This window comes from Lysobacter solisilvae (genome assembly GCF_016613535.2).
Taxonomy (GTDB): Bacteria; Pseudomonadota; Gammaproteobacteria; order Xanthomonadales; family Xanthomonadaceae; genus Agrilutibacter; species Agrilutibacter solisilvae.
The window spans coordinates 1,785,084-1,800,435 of record NZ_CP071518.1; the positions used below are offsets into that span (position 1 = coordinate 1,785,084).

At 60.6% G+C, this 15,352-nt stretch carries 11 protein-coding genes; 6 read left to right on the forward strand and 5 right to left on the reverse strand.

Going from position 1 to position 15,352, the window contains the following annotated elements; genetic code table 11:
• Nucleotides 1–2: 2 nt before the first annotated feature.
• A complete protein-coding gene (locus I8J32_RS07795) occupies nt 3–404 on the forward strand; it encodes a hypothetical protein (RefSeq protein ID WP_207526859.1) in 402 nt (133 codons plus the stop codon).
• A 302-nt stretch (nt 405–706) separates the two neighbouring features.
• Here I8J32_RS07795 and I8J32_RS07800 read toward each other — a convergent pair whose 3' ends face one another.
• A complete protein-coding gene (locus tag I8J32_RS07800; protein WP_200610383.1) occupies nt 707–1,423 on the reverse strand; it encodes a transposase in 717 nt (238 codons plus the stop codon).
• Nucleotides 1,424–1,612: 189 nt separating this feature from the next.
• Here I8J32_RS07800 and I8J32_RS07805 point away from each other — a divergent pair, with 189 nt between their 5' ends.
• The 5 genes from I8J32_RS07805 to I8J32_RS07825 all read left to right on the forward strand — a co-directional run bounded on the left by I8J32_RS07805 (nt 1,613) and on the right by I8J32_RS07825 (nt 10,074).
• Nucleotides 1,613–2,185 carry a hypothetical protein gene (locus tag I8J32_RS07805; RefSeq protein WP_200610384.1) on the forward strand — a complete coding sequence of 191 codons (573 nt, stop codon included), beginning with the start codon at nt 1,613–1,615 and terminating at the stop codon, nt 2,183–2,185.
• Nucleotides 2,186–2,258: 73 nt separating this feature from the next.
• A complete protein-coding gene (locus I8J32_RS07810) occupies nt 2,259–3,098 on the forward strand; it encodes a glycosyltransferase family 2 protein (protein WP_200610385.1) in 840 nt (279 codons plus the stop codon).
• A 231-nt stretch (nt 3,099–3,329) separates the two neighbouring features.
• Nucleotides 3,330–4,259 carry a glycosyltransferase family 2 protein gene (locus tag I8J32_RS07815; RefSeq protein ID WP_200610386.1) on the forward strand — a complete coding sequence of 310 codons (930 nt, stop codon included), beginning with the start codon at nt 3,330–3,332 and terminating at the stop codon, nt 4,257–4,259.
• A 255-nt stretch (nt 4,260–4,514) separates the two neighbouring features.
• The gene (locus I8J32_RS17620) at nt 4,515–9,551 is read left to right on the forward strand and encodes an RHS repeat domain-containing protein (RefSeq protein ID WP_245156451.1); all 5,037 of its coding nucleotides are present in this window, start codon (nt 4,515–4,517) and stop codon (nt 9,549–9,551) included.
• Nucleotides 9,552–9,567: 16 nt separating this feature from the next.
• Nucleotides 9,568–10,074, forward strand: a complete 507-nt coding sequence (locus tag I8J32_RS07825) for a hypothetical protein (protein WP_200610387.1) — start codon at nt 9,568–9,570, stop codon at nt 10,072–10,074.
• Nucleotides 10,075–10,357: 283 nt separating this feature from the next.
• On the opposite strand, the gene I8J32_RS07830 is transcribed toward I8J32_RS07825, so the two are convergent.
• The 4 genes from I8J32_RS07830 to I8J32_RS07845 form a co-directional block, all read right to left on the reverse strand.
• Nucleotides 10,358–11,425, reverse strand: a complete 1,068-nt coding sequence (locus I8J32_RS07830) for a hypothetical protein (protein WP_200610388.1) — start codon at nt 11,423–11,425, stop codon at nt 10,358–10,360.
• 11 nt (nt 11,426–11,436) lie between these two features.
• Entirely contained in the window at nt 11,437–13,458 is a 2,022-nt protein-coding gene (locus I8J32_RS07835; protein WP_200610389.1) for a S8 family peptidase, read from the reverse strand.
• Between the two features lie 2 nt (nt 13,459–13,460).
• The gene (locus I8J32_RS07840; RefSeq protein WP_200610391.1) at nt 13,461–14,480 is read right to left on the reverse strand and encodes a trypsin-like serine peptidase; all 1,020 of its coding nucleotides are present in this window, start codon (nt 14,478–14,480) and stop codon (nt 13,461–13,463) included.
• Between the two features lie 283 nt (nt 14,481–14,763).
• Complete coding sequence (locus I8J32_RS07845; RefSeq protein ID WP_200610393.1) at nt 14,764–15,225, reverse strand: hypothetical protein; 462 nt, start codon at nt 15,223–15,225, stop codon at nt 14,764–14,766.
• Between the last annotated feature and the right edge of the window lie 127 nt (nt 15,226–15,352).

Below are 15,352 nucleotides of genomic sequence, written 5' to 3' on the forward strand. Positions count from 1 at the left end.
AAGTGAAGGCGAAGTTGCTCCTATTTTTTTTGCTTGTTTTGCCGGGCACTCCAGCTTTTTCCTCGCCGACGGTTCCGGCGAGGAAGTGCCATATCGACGATAGCGCCAACTACCAAATTGGCGGCGATGTTGCCAAATACGTAAAGGCCGCTATAGAGGGAGATCTTCGCGCAGCCCAGGCGATCGTGTCTTACTTCCGTTCGGTGTCCGAACACGCGAAGGCTGATTCAACGGTCGGCTGTCAATTTAGAGTTTGGAAAGAGATTGCTGCGGCGAATGGGGATGGTCAGTCGGCCTACGAATTGGCAATTGGGGCCGATCGTAATGATTGGTATTCCTGCGGGCGATCAAAGTATTGGGCGTCGTTTTTTTATCAGGCGATTTACCGTGCTGCCAAAGAATGATCGCTCCGCCGATTTGGATTTCAAGCTTGCGCAAATGAAGCGTGTTTTGGATAAGGGTTGTCCAGGCCTTTGAAGGCGCGAACCAAAGAGACAGATTTAAGGGGGATCTAAGGAGGCGGAGGCAGTTGATCCGATCCCAGAAGGCATAAGGCCCGCAGCGATGCGGGCCTTGTACTTTGTGCATGAGTTGAAGGATTCGCGATCGGCTTGCGCCAGCACCGCTCGATGACTTGCATGTCGAACTGCTGGCGTGCGCGCGGTAGTTGGGTGATGCGATCCATCTGCGTTGCCGAAGAACGGGGTCAGAGACCGTTATCTATGGCCCCGCGATGACCTGCCTTGCAGGGCCTATGGGCCGGCCGAACCTGGAGTGGTCGTCCAAGGATCGCTTCAATCCGCGCTTGGAACCGCGCAGTGCCTAGCGCCTTCTGCTGTTGGGTGTATTGCCGGATCTCTTCGGCCCGCCCCGAGGCGAGCTCGCTGTCGAACAGCGCGCGGTAGGCTTCGTGCAGTCCGGGTCCCTGGGGCCCGAGTGCGAGATATTCGGGATGTGGCCTGATCAGGCGATCGGGCTCGCCCCAGGCGTTGCAGCGATGACTGGACCAGCGGTAGTCCGCGGGACTTTGCACCATGCCCGCGCGCACTGGATTTAGCTCGATGTAGCGATAGCACGCCAGCGCGTATTCCTGGCTATCCACCAGGCAGGATTTGTACCGTCCTTCCCAGAGCGCGCCGCTTCGCCGGTACCGCGCGTTGATATAGGTCACGTAGTTGCGACCGAGCGTCTGCATCACCCGACTGCCGGCTTTTTCTGCGGCAGGTGTCAGCAGCAGATGCACATGGTTGGTCATCAGCACGTAGGCATGCACGGCGCACGGATGTTTCAGGCACGCCTCGTGGAGCAGCGCCAGGTATGCCAGGTAGTCATCGTCGCGGTAGAAGCAGGGTTGACGATCATTGCCGCGCTGCACGATGTGCTGTGGAATGCCGGCGATGTCCGGGCGAGGTGGTCGTGGCATGCTGAAGCCCCAGGGATGGAGTCGTCAGCCTGCAGCTACTCATGCAGTGAATCGTCGGGTGCCGGCTCCCAGGATCGTAGGAATGGCACCTGTTCAACTGTGAGATAACGGTCTCTGACCCCGTTTTTCAGACAACGAGGCATTAGCTGACCAGTGGGTAGGCGAAGTATGGCCAGGAGTGAGCTTCTAATGATCAAGCGCGCGTCTTTAGTTGCACTGTTGCTCTGCAGCAATTCATCGATTGCGGCGCTCCCGCAGTATGCCCGACTAACGATTCTAGATCGTGGTTTTGAAGACCGATGGCCCGTCGCAACTTCCTTCTATGTAGATGAAAGCAAACACGAAATCATCTTCGGCGATTCCGCGATCATTCTGGAGCCATGCGACTCTTCTTGGCGATGCCTTGAGACGCCGTTCATGACCTTTGCTGTTCCGACGAATTGCTCAATGATCTCCAGTTCGGGACGGTGGGTTTATAAAGACCTCAGCTATCGCATTTCGACCGTACTGAACCCCGACGAAACAGATGTGGCCAGCTTGCGCTATGCCGTAGAAGTTCGGAACGCGGATGATGAGCGTGTCGCCACCGCCATTTACTCCAGCGGCCGAGGGCTGCTGCTGATTGGAATGATAAGAAGCGACCACGGGACCAGCAGATTGGACCACTATTCGCTCGTGTCCGAGCATGGCGCGCTCTCCGGTGGGTGTCCCATTAAGTGGGGGCCTAGATCAAAGGAGATCAAAGGGGACGGAGGTAATTAAGCCAGCCCCGCAATGACAGGTGGTGGGCCTGCCCCGTGCGCCCCACACCCCATCTAAGTCAAACTCCGGCCACATGGCCGAATCCGAACCACCCATCATCATCATCCCCGTGGGCGTCGACGACGACGCCCTCGACGCCTGTCTCGCCGCCCTCGACGCCCACACGCCCGCCGGTACGCGGGTGTGGCTGGCCGACGACGCGCAGGCCGGGCCGCGCGGGCAGGAGCTGATCCGCCGCTGGCTGGCGGCCACCGCGCTGCACGCTGACTGCACCCGCCGCCAGCGCCCGGTGGGGGAGGTGGCCCACCTGGACGAAGTGCTGCGCGCCTGCGCCGACTGCGACGTGATCGTGCTGGCCAGCGACGCCCAGCCGCTGCCCGGCTGGTACGCGCGCCTGACCCACAGCCTGCGCGCCGACGGCGCCATCGCCTCGGTCACCCCGTGGTGCAACGCCGGCGAGACCGTCTCGTGGCCGCGCATCGGCGAGATCAACGCCGTCCCCGCCGACCCCGCGCAGCTGGCCCGCGCCGCCGCCGCCATGCCCGGCCACCACGCCGAACTGCCCAACGCGCTGACCCACGCCGTCGTCCTGCGAGGCAGCGCCCGCCAGCGCGCCGGCGGCCTGGACACCACCAGCTACCAGTCCTGGTACGCCGCCCTGATCGACCTGTCCCTGCGCCTGTCCGGCCTGGGCTGGCGCAACGTGCTGTGCGAAACCGCCTTCGTCGCCCGCCAGGGTGAAGGCGGCCCCGCCGACGGCGACCTCGACGCCCTGGCCGCCCGCTGGCCCGCCTGGCACGCCCGCGTCGCCCACTTCCTGATGGACGACCCCCTGCACGCCACCCGCGCCCAGCTGGCCACGCTGCAGTCCACCCTCGGCCCCCCGGAGGCGCAGGGTGATCTGTTCGCCTGAGGCGTCTTCCCCCGCCCGCGCATCCGCCCCTTCCCCCGCTCGCGGATCCGCCCCTTCCCCCGCTGGCGGGGGAAGGCCGGGATGGGGGCCGCAGATCGCCGCGCACCAATCCGCCCCTTCCCCCGCTCGCGGGAGAAGGCCGGGATGGGGGCCGCCGGTCGCCGCGAACCCCACCCCGCCGATCGCCAGATACTCTCCTCCATCACCCCTGACCACCCCGCGTCGCCCTACATGACCACCCCCCCGACGCCCGCCGCGCCCACCACCCCCGCGCCCCCCCACGCGCCCGCGCACGATATCGCCGTCCTCATCGTCACCCACCACAGCGCCGAGACCATCGAGGACTGCCTCACCCGCGTCTGCGCCGCCGACGGCGTCGCCGCCATCCGCGTGGTCGACAACGGCTCCGAAGACGGCACCCTGGAAATCATCCAGCGCGTCGCCGCCCGCGACGCCCGCCTGCGCTTCATCGCCAACCCCGACAACCCCGGCTTCGCCGTCGCCTGCAACCAGGGCGCCGCCGACCTGCCCACCGACGGCCCCGCCGCCCACGCCACGCCCTGGCTGGCCTTCGTCAACCCCGACTGCCTGATCGAGCCCGACACCCTGGCGCGCCTGCGCAACCACGCCCTGCGCACCGGCGGCGACGCCCTGGTCGGCGCCGACCTGGTCGGCGAGGACGGCCAGCGCGACGCCGCCGCCCGCCGCCGCGACCCCGACTTCGGCGCCATGCTGCACGGCCTGCTGCGCGCCCGCCCCGCCGCCACCCGCCTGGGCCTGCCGGTCGACGACCACCGCGCCCTGCAACCGGTCGAAGCGATCTCCGGCGCCCTGATGCTGCTGCCGCGCGCGCTGTTCCAGACACTCGACGGCTTCGACCCCGGCTACCGCCTGCACGCCGAGGACCTCGACCTGTGCCGCCGCGCCCGCGCCACCGGCGCCACCGTCGCGGTGGCCAACGACGTGCGCGTGCTGCACGTGCGCGGCGTCTCCAGCCGCGTCCGCCCGGTGTTCGTGGAATGGCACAAGCACCGCGGCCTGTGGCGCTACTTCCGCAAGTTCGAAGCCGCCCGCCGCGGCGTGCTCACGCGCCTGGGGGTGTGGGCGCTGGTGTGGGGGCGGTTTCCGGTGGCGGTGGTGAGGGCTTGGGGGCGGGGGTAGGGGTTAGGCCTTTCGGGCGCTGCGAGTGCAGGCGCTTTGGGCGTCGGGAATCCGCGTTTGCCGGCGGTAGGAAAACGCCTCGGGTATCGGTAGGAAAGCGCGCCGGGCTGGGTGGGAATTCCACTGTGTATCAGGGGCGGGGTCTGACACATTTCGATACAAAAATCTGATGGACACGCGCAGCGGCCGGCACCTAGCATCAAGGTGAACCCCAAGGAAATGGGGCCCGGAAAATCACGATAGAAAAGGATTTCTATGAATATTCGGACGCGCAGTCTGTTGGTGCAGTGTGGTGCGTGGTTGGTCTTGATGTTGGCGGCGGCATTGCTGTCAAAGCCTGCAAAGGCGCAAATGAACTGGGGCGAGGAATACGCGCGACGGGTCAGGGCTACCGAACTCGCCGCTCCCTTGGGGGATGACGCCTTCGGGGACAAGATCAACCTCTACAACGGTACGGTGTCCTTCCGCGCTACCGACATCTCCATTCCAGGCAACAACGCGCTTCCGGTGCGACTGGAACGACATTACGAGCCCCAAGACGTCTCGCTTCCACGATTCCTGGGCGTCTGGGATCTGGACATTCCCCACATCGCCGATGTTGCCCCCGCCAACTACCACGGAGGGTTTCCCGTCCCGGCCACCTGGAGTAACGGCTCCATGGAGTTTCGCCGGGACTGGTATTCCAGCGGGGCTCGATTGTCCGCCAACGGCGGAGGCGGCGACATCCTCCAAGGCGCGGAAGATCCCAAGCGCGTATTTCCGGCAGCAATGTCCATCAATACGCCCCGTACAAAGGACGGCTGGTACATCGCGACAATTCCGCACGCCCGAAACGGAGAGGGATTCGGCTACATCGCGCATGCTCCGGACGGTACGAAATACACCTTCGACTGGCTGATCGAGCGCGATTACTCCGCCATCGCTCACCCGTGGCGGACAGTAAACCTGCCGCAAACCAACATCCTCTATCGCAAGAAGATCCTGCTTTTTGTCAGCAAGATCGAGGATCGTTTCGGCAACTGGGTGAAATACGACTGGGAGGGCGAACGACTAACTCGTATCCATTCTAATGACGGCCGTGAGATCACGCTGCGCATGGAGATCACCAACCAGACCAATTACGGGCGAAATGTCTGGAGCCTGATGTCGGCAACCGCAGCCGGAAGGACCTGGACCTACAACGGAGGTCCGGACGTCATCAATCCTGATGGCAGTCGCTGGAAGTATTTGCGCGAGGGTCATCGACTCGATGTGATCAGCTACGAGCGAATTCCCACGTCGCCCGTGGGCAGTTCCGGGCTTCGTCGAAACGATGAGGTTCCATGCTCTCCCGCGAATGTCATGGTCCAAAGCACCGTGAAGTACACGGTTAGTCATCCATCCGGTGCCATTGCGGAATTTGAGTTCCAACCGATGCGGCATGGGCGAACCCAAGTTCGTTACCAGTGCCTTAGCAACGGGGCGCCGGACAATGAGACCTCGGACTCCTACCGAAACGATTACGCGACCTTTCACGATGTCTGGTCGGTGGTAAAGAAGCGAATCACTGGTCCCGCGTTGCCCGAGGCAGTCTACCGATACGACTACGCAGGACTCAGGCAGGGATATCAGGCTCAAGATGAAAGTCAGTTTCCCTTCGAACCTGGCTGGAACGCGCGGTTCGCGCCGGCATCGCCCAACCGAAAGGTCGTTACAGTTCATCAGCCCGACGGGACCGAACAGATCCATACGTTCGGGAAGGACTGGGACATCGATGAAGGCCAGTTGCTGAAAGTGGAGACGCGCAAGGACGGAGTCTCCGTTCGAGCCATCACTAACACTTACGTGTCGGCAAGCGAAGCAGCCGCGCTTCCATTTCCGGCTACGTATGGCCGTACCTTGATCCGAAATGGAGACCTGCTGCCGCACGCCAGTCGCCCGCTGAAATCCAAGATTACAGCTCAGGACGGGGCCACATTCAGTTGGACAGTTGCCAATACGTGCGGCGGCCTGCTCTGCTTCGATCGCCTCGGTCGCCCGACCGTCGTGGTGAAGGATAGCTCGCTCAACGCAGCGAGGGTCGATTCGACGACCTTCTACGACGACACTACTCTGTGGGTGCTCGGACAGGTCGCGCGCACTCACGTCTCGGGCGCTGGACTATCTGTTGAGACCGGACGGACGGATTACAGCAGCCAAACGGCGCTCCCGGTCGCATCCTATGGCATGTGCACGTCTCCATGCCCCGGACTACTCCAGAACCTGCTTGCATACAGGTTGGATCTGCCGCTCGGAGACCCGCAGCGAGGAACACTAAAGTCCGTTACCGATGCGGCCGGGTCTGCCACCGAGCTCAATAGCTGGTTTCGTGGAACGCCCCAGGAGATCCACCATCCTCCAACCGGCGAATCTCCTGGTGGTGCCTTCGAGCGCGCGCTCGTTAACTCTGACGGTTCGTTGGCTTGGATAGAAGACGAGAACGACTACCGCACTTGCTACACCTACGATGCCATCGGCCGGTTGGCATCAATTACCTACCCGTCGGAATCGGCCACGGGCACGTGTTCTGAGGGCAAATGGCTTCCAACCACCATGGAGTTCAAACCCATCCCGGCCTCCGAATACGGAATTCCCGGGGGGCATTGGCGGCGAACGGTCAGGACTGGAAACGCTACCGCCGTAACTTATTTTGACGGGCTCTGGCGCCCCGTGGTTACGGAGGAGTTCGACGCAGCGATGCCGGAAATGACCCGGACAGTCAGAACAAAGCGGTACGACAGTTTCGGGCAGCTTGCCTTCGAATCAAATCCAGTCCGCGAAATCAATGCGGTCACCGATCCAATTCCGGGAATTCGTCGCAGATACGACTCGTTGCAGAGACTCCTTAGATCAGAGCAAGACTCAGAGCTCGGGGAGTTGGTGACGACAACCGAATATCTCGAAGGATATGTCGCGCGTCGAACGGACCCGAGGGGTGTAGTTAGCACTACGCGCTATCTGGCCTTCGACAATCCTGCAACTGATTGGCCTGTCGAGATTATCCAGGCGAACTCGAGGCTTGAGCAGGCCAATACAATCATCTCGAGGGATGTATTGGGGGCAACCAAGGCAATTACCCGTCGCGATCCCCGGGGTGGCCCGAGCGCAACACGAACCTACGCGCTGGACAGCTTCCGGCGAATCTGTGGCGTAAGTCAGCCCGAAAGCGGAGTGGCACTAACAGGCTATGACCAGGTCGGAAACCCCGTCTGGAGCGCATCAGGCCTGCCTAACGGAACGCCGTGTGATCCAGAGGGTGACTCTGCAGAGATTCTAGAACGGAAGGTCAAAAAGACATTTGACAGGCGCGGACGGGCAACCCAGCTGCGCTTCCCGGACGGCAGGGGCGATCAGCGGTGGACGTACTCCCCAGACGGCCTAGTAACCCAGATAACAACCTTCAACTCGGCGGCATCCGGACAGCCCGTCGTCAACGCCTACTCGTACAACCGACGCCGCCAGCTCACAGGCGAATCTGTCAGCCAGCCAGATCGGTACACCTGGAGCCTGGGTTACGGCTACAACGCGCTGGGTCACGCGTCGGTGAGCCTGACTCAGCCCAATGGAGAAGTGATTGATTACTCGCCCAATGCCTTGGGTCAGCCTACAAGGGTGCGTAGCGAGGAAGCTCTTTATGCGCGCGGAGTCGAATACCACCCCGGCGGCACGGTGAAGTCATTCACCTATGGCAACGGCATTTACTTTCAGGCTGACCTCAACGAACGCGGGCTGTTAGGACGGCTGGCATACACGCGAGTGGACGATGGCGTCGAAGTCGTAAACAACCGGTTGGTCTACGATTCCAACGGAAACACCGCCTTGATATCGGACGAGGCCTCGGTAGGGTACCAGCGTGGAACCCGCGTGATGACCTACGATGCATTGGGTCGCCTGATGTCAGGGCAGTCTCCAAGATTCACTGGAGTACCTGGAGGTCAGATCAAATATACGTACGACTCGCTAGATAATCTCGTTCGAGTCGTAGCGCCTGGCAGGGACCATCACTACTGCTACGACACTGCTACATGGAAGCTCACCAATGTCCGCAGCGTCGGATGCGCACCAGGTTCCGGGTCGACTGTGATCGGAATGGACTATGACGTACAGGGCAATCTGAAGAACAAGAATGGTCAATTGCTTGATTTCGACTATGGAAACCGGCTGAGAGCCTTTGCTAGCAAAGAGTTCTACCGGTACGACGGATACGGTAGGCGCGTGCAGGCAACGTCAGGCGCAGGAGAAATTCTCTCTCAATATGGGAACGATGGTGTGCTGCGTTACCAGCAGAACTTTCGTCTCGGTCAAGTGAGCAATTACATCTATTTGGGCTCTAGGCTAATTGCAGAGCGGCGTGTGGGCATGGGCGGCACAGCATCAGTGACCTATTTTCAGCATACGGATCACTTAGGTAGCCCTGTGCTGATCACAAACCGGTTTGCGCAGCCTGTTCGCTGGAATGACTACGAACCATATGGGCTACCTGTTGGTCGAGATCATGCTGATACTCCAGGCTTCACTGGGCATGTGGAAGACAGTGCATCTGAACTTCTCTATATGCAGCAGCGCTATTACGACCCGGCCATTGGGCGATTCTTAAGCCTCGATCCGGTGACGGCCAACGGCAACACCGGAGGCAACTTCAATCGGTACTGGTATGCCAATGACAATCCGTACCGATTCAAGGACCCGGATGGGCGAGAGGTATGCAAGATTGGCGGGCAATGCTTCGGCAATCCCTTCGAAAAGGATATGGAACGAAAGTATTCGTTGCAAGCAGCAGCAGGAACTGCCGCTGCGCACGCATCGAAAGTGCAAAATCGACGCCTACCAAACGGGGAGCCTCCGGCAGGTCCATTTGAACCTTCCGAAACCAAGGGGGAAGTTGTCGAAAATGGGATGGTGCAGAGAAATGAGGCCGTCAAATCAAACATCGCAACCCTGCGCGCAGCTATGGATATCAAAGGCCTTAAGGCGGTTCCCTTGATCGTGACAGGTGGTGAAAGCTATGTCGCCAAAGACGGAAGGGTTAGGTCCGTCACCGATGGCAGCCTTATACCTAATCGACTATCAACCTCAGCTCACAACGTCGAAAATGGGTCGCGCGCGATAGACTTGAGGGCGCCTTCAATGCCTCATGGCCAATTTATTCACATTGTCACCGAGTTTACTGAGTTTACAAACAATACCAACGATTACGCGGACATGCATGATCACTTGGGGTTGCCAAACCGGCCTGAGTTCAATTGTTCTTCTAGTGTCTGCACTGAACCATAGGGGGCATCTTGTGAAGATGTTACTGGCACTGCTGATTCTATTAGCTGTAAAGCCCGCGATTGCTGAAGGCGTGCACACTGTTCCTGTCGATATTCGAGACCACTTCAAGAGTAGTGGCTGCTCAGAAATTACGGATTATTACTCGGAAAGCAGGGTGATTGAGAAGCCCTACATGTATCGTGTTAAATCAGTTATAGCGGGCAGGGAGGTCGATAATGACTATTCCTTTATTGCATGGTGCAGATCAAACAAGAAGGACAATGAAACGCAGTACATCCTCGTGGGTCAGCTAGGAGGCGGGACGTGGCCTGGCGGATGCAAGTTGCCAATCCGCGAGTTTGATTATGCGGGTGGCTTGAGCGTCAAAGTAAGGAGTGTGGATTTGAGTGCGTTTACGGATCTTGCGCGCAGGAGTGTTGGTAAGAACTCAGCGCGTGGGCCTGTGATTCGCTCGGAAAGAGATGGCCTTGTCTACGAGGTTTTCTGTCATCGTAAATCATGGGTAAGGCGCAGTACTGATTGAGGACTATTAGTGGCGTTGACATTTCAGTATTTGGCGATTCTTGCATCGGTGGTAGCCGGGCCAGTGCGCTCTGAGGATTTGATCGCGACTCTGGCCGCCTACGCTGAATAGAAGTTTCGGTGGCCATTCCCGCGACCCCCGGTGGCCGGACGATCTCTGAAGTTGACGATGTCGGCCGTTTCATCGGACTAGCCGACGTGTGCTCCTCTCGAAGGATTCCGGTCGACGACGCGACCACCCGCCTGACGGGCAAGTCTGAACCGCGGCCGCGCGCTCGTGAAGTTTACGATCCAGAAGGCATCGCTATGCCCGCACAAAGCGCGTCCGAGGATTCGCCAGTAGGGTCTTCCCTGAGTGCAATGATGCAGGCCTCGAGTTTCTGTCGCTGCAGCTCGTTCAGTACTTTTTGCGTGTCTGACTGCGCTTCCTTCAATTCTGTGGACTTGAATGCTTCGAAGAATGAGCCCAGGGCCGACACATAGGCGCGCAACAAATCTGCAGGAATCTTTAAGGCGGCGATGAGTTCACTGTCCGTTTGCTGCTTGTGCTTGGTTAATACGCCATCAGTGAATGTTGTGGTGTTGTCGGTCGAGGCAAACAGGGCGCGGGGAAGCTCAATGAAATACGTCGGAGATTCATCTGGCAACATCACGACCGCTTCCTTTACGACTCCTTCAAGCTCGGCGCGCACCACGTAGGGCATGTTCACCCTGTAGAAGTAGCCAGCCACCTTGGTGGGCACAGGGACTGCACCGGAGTCACCAGGCGGCGGCCTCCAACCAGCCCTTTGCAAGCTCACTTTGACATTGCAGTTCAGGGCGACCTGCAATTCGACGGTGCGCTCGCCAGACGGGTCAAGTTGAAACCTTCCTGCCTTGCCCATGTACGCGGTCAAGTTTGCCGTGCCGGTTGTGGGGCAGCGCTGCGGCTCCTCCTCAGTGGTTTCTCCGTCATCCGACGTGGCTATGGACGCCGCGTCCGCCGCAAGCGCCTTGATGAAGTCGTCGATCTGGCTGGTGTACTTCGCGGTTGTTGCCGACAACAGACCCTGTTCGGTGACGTTGATCTCCGCGTCGGTTTGGCCGACGCCGTTGCGCCCGATCCGGGCGACATAGATGGGGCCGGCGGCATCTGCGAACGACGTGCCTTCTGTCACCGTCAGCACCGGCGACTTGCCCTCCTCGAAGGCGACACCAACGTTGATTCCGCGTTTGGGCAATCGGTACACCAGGCCATCATCCGAATAGGTGGGCGGATTGCCGGCCTGATGCGAGCGGACGCTGGCGCATCCCGGCAATGCGATCGTGACGATAAGGCTGCACACCAGGTACGCCCATTCACTGCGCTTCATGTCGAGTCCTCTCAACGTTCCTTGGAAGCGAAAACTACGTTCGCGATGTCCCCCATGGGGATGGTGACCTCCACAGGGCCGTGCCAGTCTTCGATTCCTGTTGCGGTCAACTTGTGCCTCGGCCGCATGACAACCTCTGCATTGGCTGCCACGATTGCCTTGCAAGGCGACTTCAGCTTGTCGTTATGCTGCTTACCTGAGAAAAGAAAGAATGGCGCGCCAGAACGCTTGATCGACCATAGCGTATCGGCGGATTGGTAGTCGGCCCCGCCGAACTTCGGCGGACACTGAAGCCCTTCGACACGGACGACATCCCCAAGCAAGGGGGATTGGCCGAGCCTCTGCACGTAGTCGTCAAATACATACATCGCGATTACCGGATTTACCTTGACTCCGAAAGCGGTTGCGCCTCGATCTTCCGGCGCGAGCAGGTCGCCGCTCGCGACCAGGCGTGCCTTGAGGTCAAAGGGCATCGCGCGCGGCAACAAATGGCGGACCATTGAAGACACGAAAGTCACCAGAGGCGCCGCTTGCGAAGTTCCACTCAGTCGCGTGAGGGACATCGTGTTGTCCGTCCAGGACTCGATCATGCAGCCAGGCGCGGCGATGTCGACCTTGTCCCCGCGATTGCTGAAGCTTGCGATCCGCCCATTGCCATCCAACGCGGCGACGGTCACTACATTGACCACCGACTCGCCACCAAGTATCGCCGGATAGATGCTTCGAAGTTCGACATCTCCACTGTCATTGCCTGCCGCGACGACGAAGAGCGACAGCTGATGAGATTGAAACAGGGGTGGGAATGCCGTCCGCACGCCATCTGCGCGCGGATCGGATCCCACGCCATCGTAGGCCAAGCTCATGTTGACGATCCATGGTGTGGTCTCGATGATTTCAGTGCCCAGGGCCTTTGGTGCGCCATCAAACGGAACGTTCGTCGCGTCTGCGACATTGAGGACGGTCAAGCGCAGTGAATCCTGCAAGAGAGGAACCTTGCTTCGGTCGCGCGCCGGGAAGTCGGGACCACCCAGGATGATGCCCGCAACGTGCGTGCCGTGGCCATAGATGGCAGGATCCTGCGATGTACCTCTCACAGTAATGGGCAAGCGCGTTTCGACTAGGTCGTAGGCCTTGGCAATGTTTCCATTCGGACTGCTACGGAAGAAGCTGGGGTCGAACGGACTGTTTGCAAAACTACCGCTGGGATCGGCGCCCATGAAGCCGTTGTCCACGATCATTACATCCACTTCCATGGTGGGCTTGGCATGGCTCTTGCTGTGCAGCAGCGCCCGCTCAATGCTTGGGCCGTCCAGGGCAGCGCTGGCCTGTGTGCACTTCAGATCCGCGTTGCTCGCCAGGCGTGCCTCAATCGGTACGATGAGACGGCCCCTGGAGGCCTCAACCGCCTCTACCCCTTTCGCAGCCTCAATGTCGCTTGCGAGCTGCACCGCGAGGTTCGCCGCGTCAGGTCCTGAGATCGTGAACTTCACAGGCTGGGTGATGTATTTCGGGCGGAGGACGTCCCCGCGGTGCAGGTCCGCGAGTTTGTCCAGCGGCATGCCGAAATATTCCACCAGTTGCTTGTCGTCGGGCTTTTTCCCCGTCAAGCGTTCGAATAGAGCCGCCGCGTTATCGCTTTCCCGTACGACGATCTCAACGGGCTTCCCGCTGCTCGTAGCGTCGTACACATACAGGCACGCCGGAAACATGGTGGGCGCCATCGGATCATCTAGCGGCATGTCCAGACTTAGGCCGGACATCCCGTTGGCTTTCTCGAGCGCGGGGAGGTAGCCGTCCTGCACCGATCCGCAAACCCGCTCGATGACCTGTCTGATCGTGGCGCCGGAGGCTTTTTCATCGGGCGAGACTTCCCGTGCGTTGGCGCTCTCGGCGATTGCTTTGACCAAGTCCCGATCGATGCTTTTCTTCACCGCCCTGACCATGATTTTGTGAAAATCGAAGGGGCCGCCTGCGCTTGCATTTGGCGCGGTGCAGAGGGTAAGCACTAGGACCCATACGGAGCAGGATTTCATGGCTAGCTCCTACACGGAAACGTGCCCGCATCGCGGGTCACGCCGCAAACAATCTTGGCGTGGTTCGCATTGCGACCCTGCCAATCCTTGACCCACTGGCGGAACGCGGCCGTGCCCGTTGCGGATATCTTGGACACGATGTGATCGGAGCGTCCGGTGGCGCCAGGCGCGATAGCGGAGTTGACGCCCACGATGCGTCGTGCCCCCTTCTGGTCGAGCTGCGAAGCGCCCACGAACATGGGTCCGCCTGAGTCCCCGGGACAAAGTGCCGGCGTCGGTTTTCCCCGGGAATCGATCAGGACATAAGCGCCGTCGCTCAGGCGGCGTGTCGGTGCTCGTGCGATGCTGGCGTCGCCGATTCGCAGGATGTTGGCCGATGCGGTGGAGACGACCTTGCGATTGACGATACGGGTGTCTATGCACCCATAGCCGGTCAACAATACGCGGTCTTTGCGCGCCAGCGTGCTGGTTGTATCAAGCACTTCGACGCGCAAAGCGGCGATCGCTTGTGGTGCGTCTCCACGATAGTCGATGACGCACAACGCGTAGTCTTCTGCCCCACGTGGCGCCGACGCATCCTTGGCAGGTGGCCGCCTGACATACGCTGGATGCCGTTCGCAGGCCATCGGATAGCGACTGCCGAATCTTTTGAGCGCGGCCTCTCGCAGCTTGCCGCGCTTGTCTTCCACGCAATGGGCTGCTGTTAGCAGGATGTTCGGTCCAATCAACGCGCCCGAGCAGGAGGCCTCGCCAAACTTCGCGAAGACCAATGCGGGCCAATCGCTGCGAGTGACCTTGATCCCGTTGGAAAGCGTGAACCTGCCGGAAGGGAGGCGCTCGTCCGCGAGTACGAAAGAGATGTCCTCGGCTGTTTCGGCGGTCGGCGCCGCGGCTGGAGCTAAGGTCAGTGCTTGATTGGTTCGACTAGCGGCCTGGCTACAAGCTACGCAGCCGGCGAGGAGCGCCGAACCAAAAGCCCGCTTCGCTGTTGCGATCGACCCGAACGCATTCGCCCGGCGCATGGCATGCCTCCATTCTGCTTGGCCGAAGTCCCTGTCTACCGCGGCATGCTGCTAGCAATGAGAAGAACGCGCCTTGCACTGACCTATCGGCCACCTTGCTTGGCTCATCCCCCGCATGGGGGAGTGAGCGCCGCGAGCATCGGAGCCTGTCTCGTTCGTAGAGATCTTTGCCGCAATCGGCGTTACCTCGGATGAGGTAAGACCTCATTTGCCGCGCGAACGTCGCGGTCGCTGGCCAGTGCGCAGCCCCTTGAGTATCGCAATTCAGAAGCAGCTTGCCTTCTCAATCCTTCCCCAACCTCCGATACACCCGCACCACCACCTCCTCCGCCACCAGCATCACCACCACCACGATGATCAGCGGGATGATCCCGTGCCAGCGGCCGTCGAAGTGGACGTTCTCGCCGAACAGGAAGGTGATCGCGTCGAGGATCACGAACTTCGAGCCGAACAGCACCAGCCAGGCGAAGAAGAAGCGCAGGAACTTGTTGAAACCGCCGGGCCGCTTCTTGAAGAACACGGCGACCTGGTGTTCGACGGCGATGGTGGCCTTGAGCAGCACCTGCAGCACGATGGCCGCGAGCAGGCAGGTGCTGAAGCTGTCGACGTGCACCCGGTCCCAGTACTGGGCGAACAGGCCCAGCACCACCAGGTCCATGAAGACGCCGGTGTAGTAGCGCACGAAGGTGCGCTGGGCGGTGGAGGGGGCCTCGGCCGTGACCGGCATCAGCGTTTCGGTGCTCATGGAGCGGCCTCCTTCGGCGTGGGCAGCGCGCCCGCGGCCCGCCGTCATGGCCGTCGGGCCCCAGGGGGGCTCCTGCACTGTGGCCTCGGCTTCGCCGGCGGCGCAATCGGCCCAAGGGGCTATGCGG

Bases quoted from the DNA above. Each gene is read 5' to 3' on its own strand.
- I8J32_RS07800 (WP_200610383.1), bottom strand. From the start codon at position 1,423: ATGCCACGACCACCTCGCCCGGACATCGCCGGCATTCCACAGCACATC.
- I8J32_RS07805 (WP_200610384.1), top strand. From the start codon at position 1,613: ATGATCAAGCGCGCGTCTTTAGTTGCACTGTTGCTCTGCAGCAATTCA.
- I8J32_RS07810 (WP_200610385.1), top strand. From the start codon at position 2,259: ATGGCCGAATCCGAACCACCCATCATCATCATCCCCGTGGGCGTCGAC.
- I8J32_RS07815 (WP_200610386.1), top strand. From the start codon at position 3,330: ATGACCACCCCCCCGACGCCCGCCGCGCCCACCACCCCCGCGCCCCCC.
- I8J32_RS17620 (WP_245156451.1), top strand. From the start codon at position 4,515: ATGAATATTCGGACGCGCAGTCTGTTGGTGCAGTGTGGTGCGTGGTTG.
- I8J32_RS07825 (WP_200610387.1), top strand. From the start codon at position 9,568: ATGTTACTGGCACTGCTGATTCTATTAGCTGTAAAGCCCGCGATTGCT.
- I8J32_RS07830 (WP_200610388.1), bottom strand. From the start codon at position 11,425: ATGAAGCGCAGTGAATGGGCGTACCTGGTGTGCAGCCTTATCGTCACG.
- I8J32_RS07835 (WP_200610389.1), bottom strand. From the start codon at position 13,458: ATGAAATCCTGCTCCGTATGGGTCCTAGTGCTTACCCTCTGCACCGCG.
- I8J32_RS07840 (WP_200610391.1), bottom strand. From the start codon at position 14,480: ATGCGCCGGGCGAATGCGTTCGGGTCGATCGCAACAGCGAAGCGGGCT.
- I8J32_RS07845 (WP_200610393.1), bottom strand. From the start codon at position 15,225: ATGAGCACCGAAACGCTGATGCCGGTCACGGCCGAGGCCCCCTCCACC.